At 38.4% G+C, this 17,118-nt stretch carries 19 protein-coding genes and 1 tRNA gene; 8 read left to right on the forward strand and 12 right to left on the reverse strand.

Going from position 1 to position 17,118, the window contains the following annotated elements; all coding sequences use genetic code 11:
* The first annotated feature begins 9 nt into the window (after positions 1 to 9).
* On the forward strand, positions 10 to 738 hold the full coding sequence (locus AN486_RS03515) for a SagB/ThcOx family dehydrogenase (RefSeq protein ID WP_053541240.1): 729 nt from the start codon (positions 10 to 12) through the stop codon (positions 736 to 738).
* Between the two features lie 50 nt (positions 739 to 788).
* On the opposite strand, the gene AN486_RS03520 is transcribed toward AN486_RS03515, so the two are convergent.
* The 7 genes from AN486_RS03520 to AN486_RS03550 form a co-directional block, all read right to left on the reverse strand.
* Positions 789 to 1,625: a carbohydrate ABC transporter permease gene (locus tag AN486_RS03520; RefSeq protein ID WP_053538873.1), complete on the reverse strand. Its 837-nt coding sequence runs from the start codon at positions 1,623 to 1,625 to the stop codon at positions 789 to 791.
* On the reverse strand, positions 1,622 to 2,524 hold the full coding sequence (locus AN486_RS03525; protein ID WP_290599314.1) for a carbohydrate ABC transporter permease: 903 nt from the start codon (positions 2,522 to 2,524) through the stop codon (positions 1,622 to 1,624). The genes AN486_RS03520 and AN486_RS03525 overlap by 4 nt, the downstream gene beginning before the upstream one ends.
* A gap of 112 nt (positions 2,525 to 2,636) precedes the next feature.
* Positions 2,637 to 3,887 carry an ABC transporter substrate-binding protein gene (locus AN486_RS03530; RefSeq protein ID WP_290599316.1) on the reverse strand — a complete coding sequence of 417 codons (1,251 nt, stop codon included), beginning with the start codon at positions 3,885 to 3,887 and terminating at the stop codon, positions 2,637 to 2,639.
* Between the two features lie 213 nt (positions 3,888 to 4,100).
* Entirely contained in the window at positions 4,101 to 4,391 is a 291-nt protein-coding gene (locus tag AN486_RS03535; RefSeq protein ID WP_290599318.1) for a YfbK domain-containing protein, read from the reverse strand.
* 131 nt (positions 4,392 to 4,522) lie between these two features.
* On the reverse strand, positions 4,523 to 5,800 hold the full coding sequence (locus AN486_RS03540) for a pitrilysin family protein (protein WP_290599320.1): 1,278 nt from the start codon (positions 5,798 to 5,800) through the stop codon (positions 4,523 to 4,525).
* 131 nt (positions 5,801 to 5,931) lie between these two features.
* The gene (locus AN486_RS03545; protein ID WP_053538878.1) at positions 5,932 to 6,837 is read right to left on the reverse strand and encodes an alpha/beta hydrolase; all 906 of its coding nucleotides are present in this window, start codon (positions 6,835 to 6,837) and stop codon (positions 5,932 to 5,934) included.
* A gap of 2 nt (positions 6,838 to 6,839) precedes the next feature.
* Positions 6,840 to 7,340 (reverse strand): HugZ family protein, encoded by a 501-nt coding sequence (locus AN486_RS03550; RefSeq protein WP_053541241.1) that lies wholly within the window; start codon positions 7,338 to 7,340, stop codon positions 6,840 to 6,842.
* A 145-nt stretch (positions 7,341 to 7,485) separates the two neighbouring features.
* On the opposite strand from AN486_RS03550, the gene AN486_RS03555 reads away from it, so the two are divergent.
* The 3 genes from AN486_RS03555 (at position 7,486) to AN486_RS03565 (ending at position 10,793) form a co-directional block, all read left to right on the forward strand.
* Positions 7,486 to 8,970 carry a CIA30 family protein gene (locus AN486_RS03555; protein ID WP_290599323.1) on the forward strand — a complete coding sequence of 495 codons (1,485 nt, stop codon included), beginning with the start codon at positions 7,486 to 7,488 and terminating at the stop codon, positions 8,968 to 8,970.
* Between the two features lie 117 nt (positions 8,971 to 9,087).
* A complete protein-coding gene (gene thiD, locus AN486_RS03560) occupies positions 9,088 to 9,906 on the forward strand; it encodes a bifunctional hydroxymethylpyrimidine kinase/phosphomethylpyrimidine kinase (RefSeq protein WP_053538880.1) in 819 nt (272 codons plus the stop codon).
* A gap of 227 nt (positions 9,907 to 10,133) precedes the next feature.
* Positions 10,134 to 10,793, forward strand: a complete 660-nt coding sequence (locus AN486_RS03565) for a hypothetical protein (RefSeq protein WP_053538881.1) — start codon at positions 10,134 to 10,136, stop codon at positions 10,791 to 10,793.
* Between the two features lie 118 nt (positions 10,794 to 10,911).
* Here AN486_RS03565 and AN486_RS03570 read toward each other — a convergent pair whose 3' ends face one another.
* Entirely contained in the window at positions 10,912 to 12,096 is a 1,185-nt protein-coding gene (locus tag AN486_RS03570) for an NAD(P)H-quinone oxidoreductase subunit H (RefSeq protein WP_290599326.1), read from the reverse strand.
* A gap of 459 nt (positions 12,097 to 12,555) precedes the next feature.
* On the opposite strand from AN486_RS03570, the gene AN486_RS03575 reads away from it, so the two are divergent.
* The 4 genes from AN486_RS03575 (at position 12,556) to rsmH (ending at position 15,083) form a co-directional block, all read left to right on the forward strand.
* On the forward strand, positions 12,556 to 12,798 hold the full coding sequence (locus AN486_RS03575) for a hypothetical protein (RefSeq protein ID WP_053538883.1): 243 nt from the start codon (positions 12,556 to 12,558) through the stop codon (positions 12,796 to 12,798).
* A gap of 57 nt (positions 12,799 to 12,855) precedes the next feature.
* The gene (locus tag AN486_RS03580; RefSeq protein WP_053538884.1) at positions 12,856 to 13,179 is read left to right on the forward strand and encodes a type ISP restriction/modification enzyme; all 324 of its coding nucleotides are present in this window, start codon (positions 12,856 to 12,858) and stop codon (positions 13,177 to 13,179) included.
* 152 nt (positions 13,180 to 13,331) lie between these two features.
* The gene (locus AN486_RS03585; RefSeq protein WP_053538885.1) at positions 13,332 to 13,754 is read left to right on the forward strand and encodes a hypothetical protein; all 423 of its coding nucleotides are present in this window, start codon (positions 13,332 to 13,334) and stop codon (positions 13,752 to 13,754) included.
* 420 nt (positions 13,755 to 14,174) lie between these two features.
* Complete coding sequence (gene rsmH / locus AN486_RS03590) at positions 14,175 to 15,083, forward strand: 16S rRNA (cytosine(1402)-N(4))-methyltransferase RsmH (protein WP_190383943.1); 909 nt, start codon at positions 14,175 to 14,177, stop codon at positions 15,081 to 15,083.
* A gap of 5 nt (positions 15,084 to 15,088) precedes the next feature.
* On the opposite strand, the gene AN486_RS03595 is transcribed toward rsmH, so the two are convergent.
* The 4 genes from AN486_RS03595 to AN486_RS03610 all read right to left on the reverse strand — a co-directional run bounded on the left by AN486_RS03595 (position 15,089) and on the right by AN486_RS03610 (position 16,990).
* A tRNA-Val gene (locus tag AN486_RS03595) sits at positions 15,089 to 15,162 on the reverse strand.
* Between the two features lie 70 nt (positions 15,163 to 15,232).
* Positions 15,233 to 16,012, reverse strand: coding sequence for a photosystem II S4 domain protein (locus AN486_RS03600; protein ID WP_290599330.1), 780 nt, complete (start codon positions 16,010 to 16,012; stop codon positions 15,233 to 15,235).
* 75 nt (positions 16,013 to 16,087) lie between these two features.
* Positions 16,088 to 16,588, reverse strand: a complete 501-nt coding sequence (locus AN486_RS03605) for a hypothetical protein (protein ID WP_053538887.1) — start codon at positions 16,586 to 16,588, stop codon at positions 16,088 to 16,090.
* Between the two features lie 18 nt (positions 16,589 to 16,606).
* Positions 16,607 to 16,990 carry a hypothetical protein gene (locus AN486_RS03610; RefSeq protein WP_053538888.1) on the reverse strand — a complete coding sequence of 128 codons (384 nt, stop codon included), beginning with the start codon at positions 16,988 to 16,990 and terminating at the stop codon, positions 16,607 to 16,609.
* Positions 16,991 to 17,118 lie beyond the last annotated feature (128 nt).

A 17,118-nucleotide genomic window follows, 5' to 3' on the forward strand; every position in this document is an offset into this window, starting at 1 on the left:
ATTAGAACAATGCACACAGTCAATGAACCTCTGGAGTTAGCTCTTCTCTATCATTTGAACTCTCCAGTCCCCAAAAGTTATGTCAAGCGTGTTCCGGCTACTGAACTGCGATATCTGCCAGAAGATCCCTTTCTGGAATTGCCACCAGCACCACGTGATAACCCGCTGTCGGAACTTTTAGCACGGCGTAGTTCTGTGCGATCATTTGAAAATCAGGTGATGCCACTTGTCTCCTTAGCGCAACTACTGGATGCAGGGTGTGGACTCAATGGACTGCGTGAGGTAGATAATCAATGCTATGAGGCTCGCAACTCTCCCTCTGCGGGAGGATTGTATCCCCTGGAGGTGTTCGTATCTACACAAGCAGTGGAGGGTTTGGTTGCCGGACTTTATCACTATGAACCTCGCGGACACGGTTTACATTGGGTGAATGATGCTGTACCAACAGATTTTGTAGAAGCATTTTTGCAGCAAGATTATATTGTCAATGCCAATGCTCTGTTTGTGTTCACGTCGGTTTTTATGCGCTCAATGGGCAAATATGGAGCGCGAGGCTATCGTTTTGCACTGTTGGAAGCTGGTCATCAAGCTGAAAACATAAGTTTAATGGCTGTGCAATTGGGGCTGGACAGTCTTTGTCTCGGTGGATTTCATGATATGAGTTTAAACGCTATGTTGGGGATTGATGGGCAACGTCATGCGGCTATTTACTGTGTTGCTGTTGGGAGGAAGGGATAATTTTTTTTCACGCAGAGGCGCAGAGGCGCAGAGAGGAAGAGTTTGAGGAATTATTCTTTACTACCGGTAAAGGTAATACCTTGAATTAAGTAGCGGTTAAAGAAGGCATAAATGGCTAAACCGGGCAGGGTGAATACCATTGAGGCTGCCATAATGTAGTTCCAATAGCTGATATATTGACCTTTAAAGGTGTTTAGTCCCAAGGGTAAGGTGAACATTTCTGGGTCAAAAAGAATGACTACGGGCAGTAAAAAATTATTCCAACTGCCCATAAATACAAAAATCGCTTGTGCGGCTAATGCTGGTCTGGCTAGAGGTAAAACTATGTGCCAAAAAATTCCCCAGGCATTTAAACTATCTAGTTGACCGGCTTCTTCTAATTCTCTAGGGAAATTAACAAAGAATTGCCGCATCATGAAAATAAAAGTAGCATTAACCATACTCGGAACTATCATCCCTGGGTATGAATTTAACCAGCCGATGGCTTTGAGAATTAAAAATGTGGGAATTAGGGTAATTTGCGCTGGAACTACTAAGACTGTCAAAATTAGGAAGAACCAGAAACTTTTACCATGAAAATGTAATCTGGCTAGGGCATAACCTGCCATTGAGTTAAATAGTAAGTTTAAAATTGTGACGGTAACGCCAATAATTACACTATTAAATAACCATCGCCAAAATAAAGGTTCTTGCAGAAATATCTGTTTGTAGTTATCAAGAGTAAAATGTTTGGGGATGAAATTAAACTCACCACTAATGATTTCAGGAAGGGGCTTAAATGATGCGGAAAATGCCCAAAGAAAGGGAATTATGGTGATAATTCCATAAACTGTGAGGAAGATATATAATAGAACTTTAAACCAGAAAATATCAAGGATTTTATTCAAATTTTATAACCTCCGAAGAATTGTCTCTGAATTAATGTGAGGATAATAATTACAGATGCTAGTAAAAAAGCGATCGCTGCACCATATCCCATCTGTAAATTCCGAAATACGGTTTGATAAATTAGCAAAACTAAGGTGAGTGTAGCGTTATTTGGTCCACCAGTTCCTCCAGAAAATATATAAGATTGATCAAATAATTGAAAAGTCCCAATTATCCCCATTGCTATGACGAAGAAAGTCACCGGTTTTAATAAAGGCAAGGTAATATAAAGAAACTGTTCCCAACTATTAGCACCATCAAGTTCTGCGGCTTCGTAAAGGGTTTGGGGGATGTCCTGTAAAGCTGCTAAATAAATCACCATAAAAAACGGTGCTGTTGACCAAATATTCATGATCATAATTCCTTTAAGAGCAACAGATGGATCTCCTAACCAATTATAAATAGGTAATTTTAGGAAAGCTAAAAAGTTGTTTAGGAGTCCATTTGTGTTATAAATCCACATAAAAATTAGTGTCAATACGGCGGAAGATGTGACTGTTGGTAAAAAGTAAAGAATTCGCCACCAATTTTTCCCGCGAATGCCAGAATTGAGTGTTACAGCTAAACCTAAAGCTAAAATAGTTTGAGTGGGAACAACAATGGCTACATATTCTGCGGTATTTTTTAAAGCAATTCCTACTCTTTCATCTGTTAGCAATCTTTGGAAATTACCTAATCCGAAAAACTGGTAATGAATCCCTCCTAGCATTTGCACTTTGTGTAATGAAAGAAATACGGCATAGAGAATAGGCAAAATTACAAATGTGCCTAAAACTAAAATACTGGGAGTTATGAATAAATAAGCTGTTAAATTTTGTTTGATTTGTCTATTACAGTGATTTTCTGGTAAATGAAACACATTTTTATATCTCACGCAAAGGCGCAATCACGCTTCGTGATCTCGAAGAGTAGGCGCAAAGGAAGAAAGGAATAGAAAAATTAGAGTCTGGTACAAATTTTAATTACAAACTCTACATATCTACCTGAATTTGTTGGTTGGCTGTATTTTGTGCTTTTAACATTGCCTGTTTTAATGGTTGTTGTCCTAGCAAAACACTAATAAATTGATTATCAAAGTTGTTGATAATTGCGGCGGGATACTTGCCTAATTGCCAGGGTGTAGCATAATTAACTCCTGCTACTAGTGATGCTCTGAGAGGATCTTGATCATATCCTAATTGTTGTGCTACTGATTTACGGGCTGGTAATGCAAATCCTTTCCTTGTCCATTTTTTCATGCCTTCTTTACCTGTTAAGTAGGAAATGAGTTTCCACGCTGCAAGTTTATGGGGCGCTTGTTTATTCATGACATAAGCAACGGTAAAAACCATTGTTGCTTGCTGATTATTAATTTTAGGGATCTCTGCTGTGGCAAATTCTAGTTTGGGAAAGGTTTCTTGCAAATAGGGAATTGCCCAATTCCCCTCAATTACCATTGCTACCTTATTTTGTCCAAACATTTCACTCCCTGAATTTGTACCGACATCAGATTTTTGAGCGGAAGAACGGTCTTTTTGATATTGATTAATGACTAATTCTAAACCTTGCAAACCTGGATCATTGGCAAAGGTAGCATAACCATTTTTATCAATAATTTCTCCGCCAAAAGCTGTAATTTTATATGCCTGACGGGCTAATTCGGGAATTTCACCAAAGCCATATTTATTCAGTTTGCCTGTTAATTGTTTGGCATAGGTACGGAGTTGTTCCCATGTGGTTGGTGGATTGGTTAAACCAATTTGAGTAAATGCTTGTTTGTTATAAAATAGGGCTAGGGTGGAATAGTCTTTAGGTAAACCATAAATATGATTTTGGTAGGTAAAATTGTTGAGGAGGTTGGGTTCTATGTCTGTGATGTCAAATTTGGGGTTAATGTATTTATCAAGGGGTTCTAGGACATTCTGACCCATTAAAAAAGGGGCTTCTAAAGCGTCAAGATAAAATACATCTGGTGCGGCTTCTCCTACTAGGCGGGTTTTAATCACATCCATATATTGATCGGCGATCGCTTCATATTTGACTTTGATCTGGGACTGCTGCCTTTCAAAGTCTTGGATTACCTGTTTTAACAGTGTTTGTTCTAGGGGATTACCTGTCCAACCACTGAGTTTGACGGTAATGGGTGGGGGTGATTTTGGTAATAGCAAATTATGACAACTAATAAGAGCGATCGCTATTGTTATTACCAATCCTAAAAAGTTAAATAATCTCTTTTTTCTCACAATTTAATTGAGATTAATTCTGAGTTGATATGGTCACTAATTTATTTCCCCTGCTGATATAGATCATCTTTCTAGAGGATGGTTTTATAGCAATAAGATCCCCGACTTCTTAAAGAAGTCGGGGATCTGACTCTTGCAATGTATACCTACGGCACGCTACGCTATCACAAATCAAATAAGATTACTATATTTCCTTAACTGCTCAGTATTGCATCACTTTTTGATCATTAAATTTCTAGATTTCTCTACCAAACGCATAAACTCACCCCGATAGCCCTCCTGATCTTCCCCCTGACCTTGAGTTGCTAATTTCATCACCAAATCATAGTTAGCATTCCCTTTGTATTCAGAATCACGTAATATCATCCCAAAAGTTGCCACAGCAGCCGCAAATCTCAAATTAGTGGCGGGGATTTGGTCAACTTTGAATTCACTATCTTTGATAGTTTGGGTAAGTAGGTTAGCATTGAAAATCGTCGTTATGGCAAGGCAAGAGGCACTCATGCAAAAGGCAAGAGTGAAGAGGGTTTGGGGGATTTTACATTTCTTTACACAGTTTGGTTTTATTGTGTTCACCTACTTAACTGTAAGGGTTTAACAACTAATCTACGATTTTTATCTTCGATGAGGTTTAACTAAACAGGCTTGATGACAACGACACCATAAGCATCTGGGGACAGATAATCTTTTGTAGCTTGGATTAAATCAGTGGCTGCTTGTGCTTGAATATATTGGGGGTAATTAAAGGCTGGTTCTAAGTCACCAATCAATGACTGATAATAACCATACAACCCAGCGCGATCGCTTGGTGTTTCATTTCCAAATATAAACCGATTAGCTACTCGTTGTTGAACACGGGCAATTTCTGATTCTTTGACAAATTCTGTTTGTAATCTGCGAAGATGTTGAATAATTCCTGCTTCCACAGCCGCTAAATTTTCTACATCACATTTAGCAGAAATCGAAAACACACCTTGCAATAAATTATTCATATTACTCACAGAAATTGAAGATACCAATCCCTGTTCTTCCCGTAAATCTCGCACTAATCTAGATGTTCTCCCATGTCCTAAAATACCCGCCACAACATCAAGCGCATAAGTTTCATCTAACTCCATCAATCCAGGAACTCGCCACATCATCACTAATCTTGCTTGTTGGAGAGTTTCATCAACAACTTCTCGACGAACTATTTGTGTAAATGCAGGTTCAGGAATTGCTGCTGTTTGTGTTAGTTTATTGGTCGTTTGTTGATAATTTTTATTAAATTCTTCCGCAATAATTTCTACTAATTCTTCTACTGGTAAATTACCCACAGCCACTGCTGTAATTGACTGAGGTTGATACCAATGAGCATGAAAATCTCGCATTTGTTGCGGTTTAACATGAGAAATAACAGATTCAGGTCCAAGTACGGGACGACGATAGGGTAAGGAATCAAAAGCGGTTTCCATGACATGACGATAAATTCTTCGTCTGGGATTATCTTCAGAACGTCTAATTTCTTCTAAAACTACTAATCGTTCCCGTTCAAAAGCATCATCAGGAATACTCGGATTACAAACAACATCTATTTGCAAAGGAGCTAATTCGGCAAAATCTTTAGGCGCAGTTGTGGTGTAATAGTGGGTGTAGTCTTGGCTAGTAGCAGCATTAGTCACCGCACCGCGCTCTTCAATCCGGCGTTCAAATTCACCACTAATGAGTTTCTGCGTACCCTTAAAAATCATGTGTTCTAAAAAGTGAGCCATACCATTAATAGCATCTGACTCCATTGCAGAACCGGTTTTTACCCAGAGGTTAAGATTAACCGCGTCTATCGGCATTTGTTCGGCGATAATCGTCAAACCGTTGGGTAAATAGTGCAGCGTAGGTGCATTAAGGCGTGGAAATTTCAGCAGAGTTGATGTCATTGGTTGTGGTGAGTGAAGAGCTATGTTACTTTTTCTATATTACAACTTTCTTGATGGTGTAAACCTTTTGCGGACAAGAAGTCAGAATTAAACGCAGATAAACGCAGATGAACACAGATAATTTTAGTCCTTTAGATTTCTAATTTTCCAGTTTTGTTGTATTTTTGCAAAATTCCTATCACAACTGCTGGTATTTCTAAATGAGGCAGAATTCCCGTATCGGGTATTTCATGAAAACCCTGAATTGCCTCAGTATTTAAATTTGCTAACCGTCGTCCTAATTGCATATTTGTAAATTGGGCATTTTCGCCCCACAACATCACAGTGGGAACTTGAAGTTGTTGAATATATAAACTCAAATCAAAATACAAATTTCCTCGTAAAAAAGACAAAGCTGCAAACTTAGCTTGATATCTTTGTGCAGAACTTAAATAAGCTGACACCATTTCTTGTGTCACTCTTTCCGGTTTAGCAAATAGAAAACTCTGCAAAAAGTTTCTCACTGCAATTTCATTTTCTGCACCTAAAGCATAAATTAAATTATCTACTAACGGTGTATTAATTAAAGAAAGTGGTAATCTTCTCCCTGCACCTTCTCCAAAATCATTAAAACCCGCAGGACAAACTAAAAATAAAGCGTTGAATAAATCGGGATAAGTAACAGCCAGACGAATAGTAAAAGCCGCAGTTAAAGAAGATGCTATGACGGTTACAGGTTGATCACAAGTTTGCGAAATGAACTCAAGAATCGTCGTTAAATAATCTTCAATTTGATAATCTCTCACAGGGTGAGCAGATTTTCCCCAGCCAATTAAATCCGGGGCTAAAATTCGATATTTTGACGCATAAGCTGGGTAAATTTTTGACCATTCATAAGCAGACGCACCACCACCAAAGTTATGTAGAAACAATAATGGTGGTAAATCTTGATTTTTGGTATTTTCCCAAGGAGTGCTAATTTGGGTATAATAAACCATTGCCCCCAAAGATGTATGAATGAATTTACTACCAAAACCCGGAGGTTGAAATTTCAGCATAATTATGAAAGTGAATCCTTGGTAATTTGTACAAGTTGATTTATATTGTCGTTACTAATATTATACGCAGCCCCAAACCCAATTACAAAACGTCCAGTCTTCGGTGTCAGTTGCAAAATCCGAAAATCTGGTAAATTGCGTAATGTAGAAATCAGTTCTCCAAAACGAAGCTGAAATTTATCAACAATTTGCTGCCATTTTTCAGTTTCCCTTTCTATCAAATTTGCGGTACAATCAAAGTTTAACCGCCGACGAGCAAAAATCTGTTTAGTTTTAATTTCGTCATCAATAAATAGAACACTTACAAAAGGATGATTTTGAATATTTTGCGTATGAGTAGCTAGTCCACTCACATAAATATAGATGTTCTTGTCATCATCCATCACAAAAGGAGCATAACTAGCATTAGGGATGCCTTGTGTATTTACCGTACTAATAATAATGCTGGTAAATTCTTCAGGAAATTTTTCATATTCAGCTTGGGCGTTGGCAAATTGGCTCATCACGACAATTATCATATTCTATGAGCATTATACCAAAAAATAGTAATCTGGCTATCCAGATCCCCGACTTCTCAAAGAAGTCGGGGATCTAAATCTACAAAAAATTGATACAATAACACTAAAATACCATGTTTAAATCGTAACTATGAATAATAACAACCGCTCTCAATGGGATTTATGCAGGTTTATTAAAACCCTAACTTACTTTGAAGTATTTCCGATTCTTAATTGGATTCAAAAATTATTTCCAGGTAGTTCCACAGATTATCAAGATAGACCAAAACAAGGAGGAAATATGGCTGTAATTCTGGTAGCTGGTGCAACGGGTGGTGTGGGTAAACGAGTTGTTAAGAAATTAATAACACAGGGTTATAATGTGCGCTGTTTAGTTCGGGATATTGAAAAAGCGCGGCAAGTTTTGGGTGATGATATTAATTTGGTAGTTGGAGATATTACCAAACCAGAGACTTTGACAAATTTAGTTATGGCTAATATTCAAGCTGTAATTTGTTGTACGTCAGTGCGTGTTCAACCTGTGGAGGGAGATACACCCGATAGAGCAAAATATAATCAAGGTGTGAAATTTTATCTGCCGGAAATTGTCGGGGATACACCAGAAAATGTTGAATATCAAGGTGTGAAAAATTTAGTAACAGCGGCCGCAAAATATCTGGTTGCTGCGGGTGAAAAACCGATATTTGATTTTACGAAACCATCAGATGAAATCAAAAATATCTGGGGTGCTTTAGATGATGTGGTTATGGGGGGTGTTAGTGCTAGTAGTTTCCAAATTAGGGAAAATACAGCAGTATTTACAGGTAATGTTTCTACTGCTAATTCTGGGGGGTTTGCTTCGGTGAGAACTAAGAATTTTTCACCTCTGCTGGATTTATCTGGCTATCAAGGTGTGAAATTGCGGGTTAAAGGTGATGGACAACGTTATAAAATATTTATCCGCACAGAGTCAACTTGGGATGGTGTTGGTTATAGCTATTCTTTTGATACTGTTGCTAATACTTGGCTAGATATTCAGATTCCTTTTACAGATTTAGTTCCCGTATTTCGTGCCAAAATTGTTAAAGACTGTCCACCAATGGACATTAGCAAAGTTTGTTCTGTGCAATTAATGTTGAGTAAGTTTGAATATGATGGTGCTTTAAATCCTGCATTTAATCCGGGGGGTTTCGCGCTGGAAGTTGCTTCCATTCAAGCTTATGGGGGGGAAACTTTACCTCAATTTGTATTAATCAGTTCTGCTGGGGTAACTCGTCCTGGAAGACCAGGAATTAATTTAGATGAAGAACCACCAGCAGTCAGATTAAATGACCAATTGGGAGGAATTTTAACTTGGAAGTTGCGAGGAGAAGAAAGTCTGAAAGCAAGTGGTATTCCCTATACAATTATTAGACCTTGTGCTTTGACGGAAGCAGCAGGAGGGAAGGAGTTAATTTTTGAGCAAGGTGATAATATTAGAGGAAAAGTTAGCCGTGATGATGTTGCGGAAATTTGTGTTAGAGCAATTAAAGAACCAAAAGCAAGTTATCTCACTTTTGAAGTTAAGGAGAGTGAAATAATTGCTAATAATCTAGATTGGAAAAATCTATTTTCTTCTTTGCAAGCTGATAAATAGAAATTTATTAATTAGCAATTTTGTTGGGTTTCCTTTGTCAACCCAACCTACAATTTTTATTTTTTATTTAAGTAATTGATAATATGATCTTAAAAAGATGGTTAATTAAACTCTATTATGACAATAAACAAAACTTTCGTGCCTGTGGCTTTAACTATTGCTGGTTCTGATAGTGGTGGGGGTGCAGGAATTCAAACTGATTTACGGACTTTTGCTTTTCACTGTGTTCACGGAACAAGTGCTATTACCTGCATTACAGCCCAAAATACTGTGGGAGTTAGTAGGGTTGATGCGATCGCTCCCCAGTCTATTATCGCTCAAATTCAGGCGGTTGTAGAGGACATTGGTGTACAGGCTGCAAAAACGGGAATGTTACTCAATCAAGAAATTATTTTGGCTGTAGCCCAGCAAATAACAGCTTATAAAATTGAGAATCTAGTGGTTGATCCTGTGATGGTATCACGCACAAGAGCGCAATTAATTGATGATGATGCCATACAAACCCTGCGGAATACTCTAATTCCCTTAGCAGCTATTATTACCCCAAATCGTTATGAAGCGCAGATTTTAAGCGGGTTAGAAATTACTTCTTTAGCAGATATGCAAGCAGCAGCGGAAATTATCCACAGGGAATTGGGAGTTAAGGCTGTTTTAGTCAAGGGTGGGGGAATGTATGGGAATTTGCGGGGTGTTGATGTTTGGTTTGATGGGGAACAATTGGAGATTTTGACAACGAAACAGGTAGAGACAAAAAATACTCATGGTACAGGTTGTACTCTATCAGCGGCGATCGCTGCTAATCTAGCTTTAGGTAAAGACCTATGGACATCAGTGCAAATAGCCAAGGAATATGTGACAAATGCCCTTACCTATTCCTTAGATATTGGCAAAGGACAAGGACCAGTGGGACACTTTTTCCCATTATTGATCAAATAAATTTATTTATTAATCGTTGTATTAATTACATAAAATCAGTTAATATACTGGTAGTTTTAATTATTTAACCCTTCTTGCTTCTTTTTTCATTCTCGACTCCTGATATTTTTCCCCATCTTTGCCTTTTGTGCATTTTTCTATGATTCTTGGGCATAATCTCATAAATAATCATATTCTGGTTTTGCGTACCCTTACTCTAACTACCGTATTTTGATACTAAAATCTCCATGAAAACAACTACAGGATCTCACTATAGCCAACCAACTAATAACTACCCCCCTTCTGTTCCCCTCTGCGTTTATCGAGAGTTGACAGCGGAGTTACAAGCAGTCCAATCTAAATTGGATGTCATTACCAGTCATAATCAGAAATTAGTCCAAGAAAATCAACAACTGCGGCAAGAAATTACTAAGGTGATTCAGTCTTGCTTAGAACTGCAAAAGCTAGTTAGTACACCATCACCCAGTTCTCCCGCACCATCTCTATCTGATCATGAAGTTAATTACCCACCTCAGCCTCAGCCGACACCTCATTATCATCAGGAGGTAAAACACACATCTAAACCAACTATTACCGCAGAATCTCCGCGTCAGCCAACAAATCGTCCCCGACCAAAAACATCAACAAAACCTACCCCTTCTGAAAACCGTCATCAGGAGTCTACTGCACCAAGGATAAATATAAACTTACCAGTATCAGAAACAGTATTTATAGAAGAACAGAAAGTTAACTACTATCCCCAATCTAAGTCTGAGGGTAAAGGCTTAAATGGTTGGTGGCTGGCAATAACCATTATATTCATTATGATAACTGGTTTTGCCGCTGGGTATTTAATTGTGCGCCCTTTATTCCAAAATCAAACCCCACCTTCAACAATTAAAAATTGAAAATTCGTAGCCAATTAGACATTAGGTGGCAGGTAATGTAGAGACGTTCCATGGAACGTCTCTACAAGAATTCCAGAAGATACACATTGAAGTCCTTGTCCTGGAGTATCAAGATTGATTATCTATCAACAGAACCCATAATTACGTCAATACTACCGAGAATAACAACAATATCTGCTACTTTCATTCCTCGGAGTAAATGAGGTAGAATTTGTAGGTTGTTGAAATCTGCGGCGCGAATTTTCCAGCGCCAGGGGAAAACATTATTATCACCTACTAAATAAATTCCTAATTCTCCCTTACCACTTTCAACACGGGAGTAGATTTCACCCTTGGGAACTTTGAAAGTAGGAGAAACTTTTTTAGCAACGAATTGGTAATCAAAAGCATCCCACTCGGATTTTTTCCCAGCCATTAACCGCTTGGCTTCTAGGTTTTCGTAGGGTCCACCGGGTAATCCAGCGATCGCTTGCCGAACTATTTTAACAGACTCGCGCATTTCTCGCATCCGTACCATGTAACGTGCAAGACAATCACCAACAGTTTCCCACTGAACATCCCAATCGAAATCATCGTAACACTCGTAGTGGTCAACTTTTCGTAAATCCCATTTTACCCCAGAAGCCCGTAACATTGGTCCAGAAAGTCCCCAGTTAATCGCTTCTTCACGGCTAATAGTTCCCAAACCCTCAATCCGGCGGCGGAAAATCGGGTTATTAGTAACTAAGCGTTCATATTCATCCACTTTGGGAATAAAGTAGTCACAGAAATCTAAACACTTATCTACCCAACCATAAGGTAAATCCGCAGCTACACCACCAACTCGGAAATAATTATGATTAACCATGCGGTAGCCAGTTGCAGCTTCCCACAGATCATAAATCATTTCCCGTTCCCGGAATTGGTAGAAAAAGGGTGTTTGTGCGCCTACGTCAGCCAAGAATGGACCAAACCATAATAGGTGGTTCGCAATGCGGTTTAATTCCAGCATAATCACGCGAATATAGCTGGCACGTTTAGGAACGGTGATACCCGCTAATTTTTCCGGTGCGTTAACTGTCACCGCTTCATTAAACATCCCCGCAGCGTAGTCCCAACGGCTAACGTAGGGGACGTACATGATTGTAGTTCTGTTTTCGGCAATTTTCTCCATTCCCCGGTGTAAATAGCCAATAACTGGTTCACAGTCAACGACATCTTCACCATCTAAGGTCATAATTAAACGTAAAACCCCGTGCATTGATGGGTGGTGAGGACCCATATTTAGCACCATCGGTTCAGTGCGGGTTTCGATTCTACTCATAGATTTTGCTGTTCTCCCGTTGTGGATGTTGTAAATTGACCCGCTAAGATTAACCTGCCACGATTGTTATTGTCTGCCAAAATTTAGCTTATAGGGATAATTTCTAGGTTATCTCTACAGGTGACGTTGGAGAGAGAATAGCAGAGTCGGTTTTGTACTTGATGTTTTATTTTGTGCAGCTTCTTCAATTATTATAGGTAAGCCTGATATATAAGGGATTGAGAATCTGGATTTTTTTCATGTACCTGGGGTTGTGGGAATGGGAAAAATCTTCCCGGTGCAGATGACTAAACTATAATTGTATCAATGGCTTGGTGATTTTGCTGATTTTGTCTTCGTGGCAAGATAGATTTAATTTATAATTACTCTAATTAATATCTATAGTTAAATTTTAGCTCACGCAAAGGCGCAAAGGCGCAAAGTAAGAGAAGCAGAGTTTTTAAGGGGTGTGATTTAGTTATGAATTATTTGCAAGTTTATTTTCAGGAAGTTAATCAAGTTTATCAAGGACAAAATGCTACTGAGCATAGTTATCGTCCAGCTTTGAGGAAGTTAATGGAGTCTTTAGATTCTGGTATTCAAGCTATTAATGAACCGGAAAGAATCGCTTGCGGTGCGCCGGATTTTTTGGTAAAGAATGGTGTTTTAGATGTTGGTCATATTGAAGCTAAAGAGGAGAAAGAAACCCCAAAGGATTATTAGATGATTATGTAAAGTTTATCCGTTTCGCTCAACATCGAGTACCGGAAACGGGTTTTAATGAAAGCAACAGCAACAGAAATTTCTATTTATGCTATTCCTGGTTCTGATCTTGTCGAACAAGTCAAATATAATGAAAATCATCAACAAATTTGGATAAATTCCGAACAGTATTTTGATCAAGTTCCCTCGCAAATTTGGAATTTTTATATTGGAGGTTATCAAGTTTGTCAAAAATGGCTGAAAGATAGAAAAGGGAGACAATTGAATTTTGATGATATTAGCCATTATCAAAATATAATTTCCATCATATCGGAAACTGTAAAGATTATGGAAGATGTTGATCAAATAATTGAAAAATATGGCGGTTTTCCGTTAGAATAAATAAAATCCCGGCGAATGGAATTCGCGGCTACACAAGCAAAGTCCGCCTTTGCGGACTAAATTAAGAACCCACGAAGGTGGGTTTCGTCTGTGTAGATGCGGTTTCTAACCGCCGCTTGTTCAAAATATGATCAATATTCTCGATATTTATAATGAACAAAACATCTGAACAAAAATTTTTGGAAGCTTTAGATATTTGTGAATCATTAATTGATTTTAAATATCGTCCTACCAATTCAACCTATCAAGCAATAGAGTTATTTTGTGAAATTGGTAAAAATCTTTCTGAATTACTAGAATTATGCCAAAAATATTCTATTAAAATTGAAAAAATCTGTGCCATTATTAATGAATATGGAACAAGTATAGATAATTGGCGCGTTGATTGTTCTCTTGGTTTTGGTGTAAAAGATCATTGTGGCTTTTTGAATTTTTTCCTAAATATTGATAGTGGTAAGTTTGAATATTTTACAGACAATTTTACAACACCTGAACAAATTGCTAAATTATTTAAAGATTGGAAGGGAATTGATTTTAATTCTGTCATTGAAAAGCAAAAAGCACTTACATTTTAATAAATCAAAAGTATTATCTAAACTTAGTTAAGCAAAATTGTCAATTAAGGAGATATTTATGAAAGAATTAATGAAACAACCCTCATCTTGGCTACCAAATGGAATAAACCTGAATCTTTCAGATCAATTTTGTCCTTTTTCTTTTACTGAAGAGTTACAACTTATTTTATAAGAACTCTTAGAAAAGAATAAAGAAAATCTACTTAATTCAGATGAACAAGCAGAATTGTCTGGTTTATTGGAATTAGAAAAAATCTTCAGTTTTATCAATGCTAAACTTGCTTCCTAATTATCAAGACCTATGCAAAAAATCTCTCAAACCCTCTTTAATTCGTGTCCTTCGCTTCTTCGTGGTTTATTTTTCCCTTATTTGTACATAAGTTTTATTAATGTTTAATTCCTATTACTAAGAATTTTATAATGAAATCAGATTCACAAACACCCATAGATTTAGAAGAAGTTACATTTTCCCATATTCCTGTTCTCAGTCAAGAAGTGATTACAGGTTTGAATATCCAACCTGGTGGACATTATTTAGATTTAACCATTGGTGGTGGTGGTCACAGTCGGTTAATATTAGCAACTGCTGAAGATGTGAAAATTACCGCACTTGACCAAGATGAAGATGCTTTAAATGCAGCAAAAGAGAATCTAGCAGAATTTGGAAATAGAGTCAAATTTATTCATAGCAACTTTGCTAATTACCAATTTCCAGAAAATACCTATCATGGAATTTTAGCCGATTTGGGAGTAAGTTCCTATCATTTAGATAACCCAGAACGTGGTTTTAGTTTTAGAAATACCGCAAATTTAGATATGCGAATGAACCAGCAACAATCCCTCACCGCTGGAGATATTATCAATGAATGGGGTGAAAAAGAATTGGCGGATATTTTCTTTAAATACGGTGAAGAGAGACTTTCTCGCAGAATAGCCAGAAGAATAGTTGAAAAACGCCCATTTAACACTACTACAGAATTAGCCAATGCGATCGCCTACTCCGTCCCTCCTAAATATCGTCATGGGAGAATTCACCCCGCAACCCGTGTTTTTCAAGCTTTGCGAATTGCTGTCAATGACGAATTAAAAGTCCTGGAAACCTTAATAGAAAAAGCACCTCACGCGCTAATTCCTGAAGGAAGAATAGCCATAATCAGTTTTCACAGTTTAGAAGATAGACCAGTTAAACATGGTTTGAGAAATTCCCCCTCATTGCGAGTATTGACAAAAAAACCCATAATTGCCACAGAAGAAGAAATAAAAGAAAACCCCCGTTCCCGTTCTGCTAAATTGAGAATAGCAGAAAAGAAAAATACAGATGAGAGATAAAAATATGGACGGTATTGGACTCGAACCAACGACCCCATCGATGTCAACGATGTACTCTAACCACCTGAGCTAACCGTCCGTAATCAACACAGATTAACAATCTATCACATAAAACATAATCTGTCAACCCGTAAAACCAAAATTTTATCCTACATATATCTAGTCAACTGCACCCGATAGCGATCCTTTTTCGTTACCGCAATTTCCCCAACTTCCAACCGCCCTTTTCCCCGAATAGCGATTAAATCCCCTGTTTTAACGTGAGAACTGGCTTGGGTGACTTCCTTCCAATTGACACGCACATCATTAGAGTCTATCAAATCTACTATCTTACTCCGGGACATCCCAAACCCAGCCGAAGCCACTGCATCTAACCGCAAAGAAGCCTCCACCGTCGTCATTTCCTTCTTCTTCGGTTCACGGATTTTTAACTCATTAATCTCAATGCGTCGAGTTTTCACTGGCACAGAACGCACCTGTTGTAAACTCATCTCTAAAAATTCTACCAATTCAGGCACAACAATCACCTGCGCCCCTCTTTCCCCCAATACAATCACATCTCCGGTTTTTTCACGCACAATCCCCGTTCCCAGCATTGCGCCTAAAAAATCCCGGTGATTTGCTGTATCAAACAAGAAATTACCAGCAATTTCTAAAGCCACAATCGCCACTTCAGACTGATCTAATGGTAAATCAGCACGAGCGATCGCTAACCTTTGTCTTTCCGCCTGTGGATATCCACCCCACGCTACCGAATGCACCTCCGTCAAGCGGCTAAATACCCGTTGAATTTCCGCCAACTCCGGCGGAGACAAAAAATCTGTAAATACTACTTCCCACGTCTTTATAGCCTGATCTGCTTGATCAATTACACGGGCGACAGTATCGCGGTTTTCAACACCTTTTAAAAGTTCTTCTCTAGGTAGCATGGAATTATAGGAGTGACAGGGAGCAGGAGGAGATAGATCCCCGACTTCTTTGAGAAGTCGGGGATCTGGTATCTACTAATTATTTTCCGCATAACCTTGAATATTTTCTGGTTCAAACTGGCGGAGAATGCGAGTAGCTTGACGAGTCAGAGTTTCCGAACCCTGTACCACAATTAAATACTTACCTGCATCTAAACGATTGCGATAGGGTAAAGCATCACCACCACCCTCAAATAAACCCACTCCACCACCTACAAATACGCTACCCATTGCACCACTACCAGCGCCCAGAATGCCGCCAATTACATGATTTCCAATTTCCCCAGCCCATGCGAAGGTATCCAAACCGGTAATCAAACTGAAGGTAAAACCGGAAAAAAAGCCAAATGGTACTAACCAAATCGCCATTAGCTTGACTTGTTTTTTCGCTTGTTCTTTGGGATCAATTAAACCAAACTCATCAGCACTTTTATAGCCCCTACCAAGAATAGTGCCATTTATCCCTTCTCTTTCTAAAGCTAAATCAGCGGCTTCAGCCTGGATGCGATCTGATAATACAGCAACAAGATAATTCATCAATTTTAAAACTCAGGATTAATGTGACTTTAGCAAATCCAAAGGCTCACAAAAATTATTCACACCTTGTTTAAGAATATAAATTAAAACCGGTGTAGCCAGACTTTTGGGAAAACTCGGTATTGTCCTTAGATGTACTATCATCCCTTGAATTGACCCATTTAACAAGTTTTCTCGATATTCTTGTTCACAAATTACCGCCCGCCACTTTTTGGCTAAAGCATCCAACCAGTCGGAATTAGTTTGTTCTGGTTCTTGTCCAGCCCGAATAGCCAGAGTCATTACCGCATCTTCTAAATCTCCATCGCAATCCTCTATCAAGTCTAATGCTTCCATTGCTTGCGGATCATCTGCTAAATGAGAACGAAATTTTGCAATCTCTTGTGATGTAACTGTAGTCATGAGTTTTTGACTAGACCAGGATTTGAAAACTATTTTACAGCATTGGTGACTGGGGATTGAGGATTGGTGATTGGGGATTGGTGATTGGTGAAGAATTTCCTCCCCTACCTCCCCTACCTCCCCCACCT

The organism is Anabaena sp. AL93 (assembly GCF_001672085.1).
GTDB lineage: Bacteria > Cyanobacteriota > Cyanobacteriia > Cyanobacteriales > Nostocaceae > Dolichospermum > Dolichospermum heterosporum.

Excerpts from the sequence above, each read along its gene's own strand:
- AN486_RS03550 (WP_053541241.1), bottom strand. The coding sequence starts at position 7,340 with ATGAGCCAATTTGCCAACGCCCAAGCTGAATATGAAAAATTTCCTGAA.
- AN486_RS03535 (WP_290599318.1), bottom strand. The coding sequence starts at position 4,391 with ATGAGTGCCTCTTGCCTTGCCATAACGACGATTTTCAATGCTAACCTA.
- AN486_RS03565 (WP_053538881.1), top strand. The coding sequence starts at position 10,134 with ATGAAAACAACTACAGGATCTCACTATAGCCAACCAACTAATAACTAC.
- AN486_RS03515 (WP_053541240.1), top strand. The coding sequence starts at position 10 with ATGCACACAGTCAATGAACCTCTGGAGTTAGCTCTTCTCTATCATTTG.
- thiD (WP_053538880.1), top strand. The coding sequence starts at position 9,088 with ATGACAATAAACAAAACTTTCGTGCCTGTGGCTTTAACTATTGCTGGT.
- AN486_RS03580 (WP_053538884.1), top strand. The coding sequence starts at position 12,856 with ATGAAAGCAACAGCAACAGAAATTTCTATTTATGCTATTCCTGGTTCT.
- AN486_RS03555 (WP_290599323.1), top strand. The coding sequence starts at position 7,486 with ATGAATAATAACAACCGCTCTCAATGGGATTTATGCAGGTTTATTAAA.
- AN486_RS03545 (WP_053538878.1), bottom strand. The coding sequence starts at position 6,837 with ATGCTGAAATTTCAACCTCCGGGTTTTGGTAGTAAATTCATTCATACA.
- AN486_RS03600 (WP_290599330.1), bottom strand. The coding sequence starts at position 16,012 with ATGCTACCTAGAGAAGAACTTTTAAAAGGTGTTGAAAACCGCGATACT.
- AN486_RS03610 (WP_053538888.1), bottom strand. The coding sequence starts at position 16,990 with ATGACTACAGTTACATCACAAGAGATTGCAAAATTTCGTTCTCATTTA.
- AN486_RS03585 (WP_053538885.1), top strand. The coding sequence starts at position 13,332 with ATGAACAAAACATCTGAACAAAAATTTTTGGAAGCTTTAGATATTTGT.
- rsmH (WP_190383943.1), top strand. The coding sequence starts at position 14,175 with ATGAAATCAGATTCACAAACACCCATAGATTTAGAAGAAGTTACATTT.
- AN486_RS03605 (WP_053538887.1), bottom strand. The coding sequence starts at position 16,588 with ATGAATTATCTTGTTGCTGTATTATCAGATCGCATCCAGGCTGAAGCC.
- AN486_RS03575 (WP_053538883.1), top strand. The coding sequence starts at position 12,556 with ATGAATTATTTGCAAGTTTATTTTCAGGAAGTTAATCAAGTTTATCAA.
- AN486_RS03540 (WP_290599320.1), bottom strand. The coding sequence starts at position 5,800 with ATGACATCAACTCTGCTGAAATTTCCACGCCTTAATGCACCTACGCTG.
- AN486_RS03570 (WP_290599326.1), bottom strand. The coding sequence starts at position 12,096 with ATGAGTAGAATCGAAACCCGCACTGAACCGATGGTGCTAAATATGGGT.